This is a genomic window from Streptomyces sp. UH6, from assembly GCF_013421635.1.
In the GTDB taxonomy this organism is placed as follows: domain Bacteria; phylum Actinomycetota; class Actinomycetes; order Streptomycetales; family Streptomycetaceae; genus Streptomyces; species Streptomyces abyssomicinicus.
The window spans coordinates 1-2,440 of the sequence record NZ_JACADT010000863.1 but is presented as its reverse complement, the minus strand read 5'-3'; the positions used below and the strand labels follow the sequence as shown (position 1 = coordinate 2,440).

Below are 2,440 nucleotides of genomic sequence, written 5' to 3'. Positions count from 1 at the left end.
GGCGGGGCGCGGTCCGGGTCAGTCCGGCCAGGCGCCGCCGGCCAGCACCCGCTCCAGCACCTCGGTGTACGGACCGATCTCCAGCCCCTGCCCGGCGAGCCAGGCGTCCGAGTAGTACTTGTCGAGGTAGCGGTCACCCGGGTCGCACAGCAGGGTCACCACGCTGCCCGAACGCCCGGCGGCCACCATCTCGGCGACGATCTTGAGGGCGCTCCACAGCCCCGTGCCCGTGGAGCCGCCCGCCTTGCGGCCCATGACCCGCTCCAGGGCGCGCACCGCCGCGACGCTCGCCGCGTCCGGCACCTTCATCATCCGGTCCACCGCGCCGGGCAGGAAGCTGGGCTCCATCCGGGGCCGTCCGATGCCTTCGATCCGGGAGCCGCCCTCACAGACCGGCTCGGGCTCGCCGGTGGTCCAGCCGTCGAAGAAGACGGAGTTCTCCGGGTCGGCGACGCAGATCCGGGTGTCGAACTGCATGTAGTGGACGTAGCGCGCGAGGGTCGCCGAGGTGCCTCCGGTACCGGCGGTCGCGACGATCCACGCGGGCACCGGGAAGCGTTCCATCCGCAGCTGACGGAAGATCGACTCGGCGATGTTGTTGTTGCCCCGCCAGTCCGTGGCCCGCTCGGCGTAGGTGAACTGGTCCATGTAGTGGCCGCCGGTCTCCCCCGCCAGGCGCGCGGCCTCCTCGTACATCCGGCGCGGGTCGTCCACGAAGTGGCAGCGGCCGCCGTGGAACTCGATGAGCCGGCACTTCTCGGCGCTGGTGGTACGCGGCATCACCGCGATGAACGGGATGCCGATGAGTTTGGCGAAGTAGGCCTCCGAGACGGCGGTGGAGCCGCTGGACGCCTCGATCACCGGGCGGTCCGGCCGGATCCAGCCGTTGCAGAGTCCGTGGAGGAAGAGTGAGCGGGCCAGGCGGTGCTTGAGGCTGCCGGTGGGGTGGGTCGACTCGTCCTTGAGGTACAGGTCGACGTTCCAGTGCTCGGGCAGCGGGAAGCGCAGCAGGTGGGTGTCGGCGGACCGGTTGGCGTCGGCCTGGACCCGGCGGACCGCCTCCTTGAGCCAGGCGCGGTAGGTCACGTCGCTGCGGTCGACGTCCAGCGTGGCGTCGGCGCCGGGCGGGGGAAGGGGGCTGGGCATGACAGGCTCCTCGGACGGCCCGGAAGTACCGGGAGCCCCGATCATAGACACCTTCCACACGCTTCCCACCTGCATAAACGCATCTTTGGGGACCTCAAGCGGGGCCTTGGGAGCGTGCCGGGGACAAGGGGCGCACAACGGCCGGCCGGTCCGGGCCGACGTGCCGCGCGCGCCTCGGTCCGGACCTCCGGAGGCCCTGGTGTCCGGCCGCACATCCGGGCAGACTACTCGTACGTGGCGCAACGGGGGCGCAGCGGACAAGGCGAAGGGTGGGGCGTCAGCATGGCGGAGCCGGATTTCACCGCCACGGAGGAGTTCCTCGCGGCCGGGCCCGACGACCGGGAACACCCCGGCGGTCAGCTCGAGTTCAGCGCGACGGGCGTGCGCATCGAGCGGGGCCTCAGGTCGCTGACCCGGGCCGGCCAGGTGCGGGTGCGGGGCGGACTGGTGGAGCTGCTCAACAGCGGCGGTCGGGTCATCGCCGCCGCGCCCGCGAAGAAGGTCCGTGTCCTGCGGACGCGGTTCCGGCGGGCCGACCGTGTCCTGGTACAGCTGGGGGGAGCGCGCTATGTCCTGACGCTCCGTGACGAGGACGCCGAGTCCGGCACGTCCGCGCTCGACGTACGCGGACCGGACGGCGCGGAGTCGCCGGCGGTGCTCCTCGCCCGGACGGTGCGCCTGGCGGCGCGGCCACGCTGAAGGCACCCGGCCGTCCGCCGCCGGACCCGGCCTCCGGGCGCCGCCGAGGCCGCGAGTTGCGGCGGTGCGGGCGCTGGGTCACGCTGTTCTCACGTCACTCTGGGTTTACCGGCGACTACGCAGACAGCCGGTCGTCGCCATCTTCCGGACCTCTACGTCGGGGAGTTGCAGCCGTGATCAGTCACCCGAGCAGGCACTGCGCGGTGGAGCTCCAGGCCCTGCCGTCGCGGATCGGACAGGTCCGCAGAATCGTCTCGGCGCAATTGCGCTACTGGCATCTGGACTCCCTCACCGAGCGGGCCTCGCTCGGTGTCACCGACCTGCTGACCAACGTCCACCGGCACGTCCGGCCGGACAAGACCTGCACCGTGCGGCTCGAGCTGCTGCTCGACCGGCTCACCGTCTCGGTGCACGACCACGATCCGCGGCTCCCGGTCCTGGGGGACGCCGATGCCCTCGCCGACTCGCTCGCCACCTGCGGCCGCGGCCTGGCGATGATCGCCGCGCTCAGCGAGAGCTGGGGGGCGCGTCCGGACGGCGAGTCCGGCAAGGTCGTCTGGTTCACCCTTCCCGCGGCCGAGGACGCCCCGCCGGC

The 2,440-nt window shown here is 72.3% G+C and carries 3 protein-coding genes; 2 read left to right on the top strand and 1 reads right to left on the bottom strand.

Features of this window, described 5'->3' with window-relative positions:
* Positions 1–18: 18 nt before the first annotated feature.
* Positions 19–1,146 carry a PLP-dependent cysteine synthase family protein gene (locus HW445_RS26845; protein WP_180223465.1) on the bottom strand — a complete coding sequence of 376 codons (1,128 nt, stop codon included), beginning with the start codon at positions 1,144–1,146 and terminating at the stop codon, positions 19–21.
* A gap of 282 nt (positions 1,147–1,428) precedes the next feature.
* Between HW445_RS26845 and HW445_RS26840 the strand changes: the two genes are divergently transcribed.
* Together HW445_RS26840 and HW445_RS26835 are read left to right on the top strand one after the other, a co-directional pair.
* Entirely contained in the window at positions 1,429–1,845 is a 417-nt protein-coding gene (locus HW445_RS26840; protein WP_180223464.1) for a hypothetical protein, read from the top strand.
* A 173-nt stretch (positions 1,846–2,018) separates the two neighbouring features.
* A partial coding sequence (locus tag HW445_RS26835; RefSeq protein ID WP_180223463.1) for an ATP-binding protein occupies positions 2,019–2,440 on the top strand: 422 nt, incomplete at its 3' end.

Coding starts and splice junctions, on each gene's coding strand:
- HW445_RS26845 (WP_180223465.1), bottom strand. CDS start 1,146: ATGCCCAGCCCCCTTCCCCCGCCCGGCGCCGACGCCACGCTGGACGTC.
- HW445_RS26840 (WP_180223464.1), top strand. CDS start 1,429: ATGGCGGAGCCGGATTTCACCGCCACGGAGGAGTTCCTCGCGGCCGGG.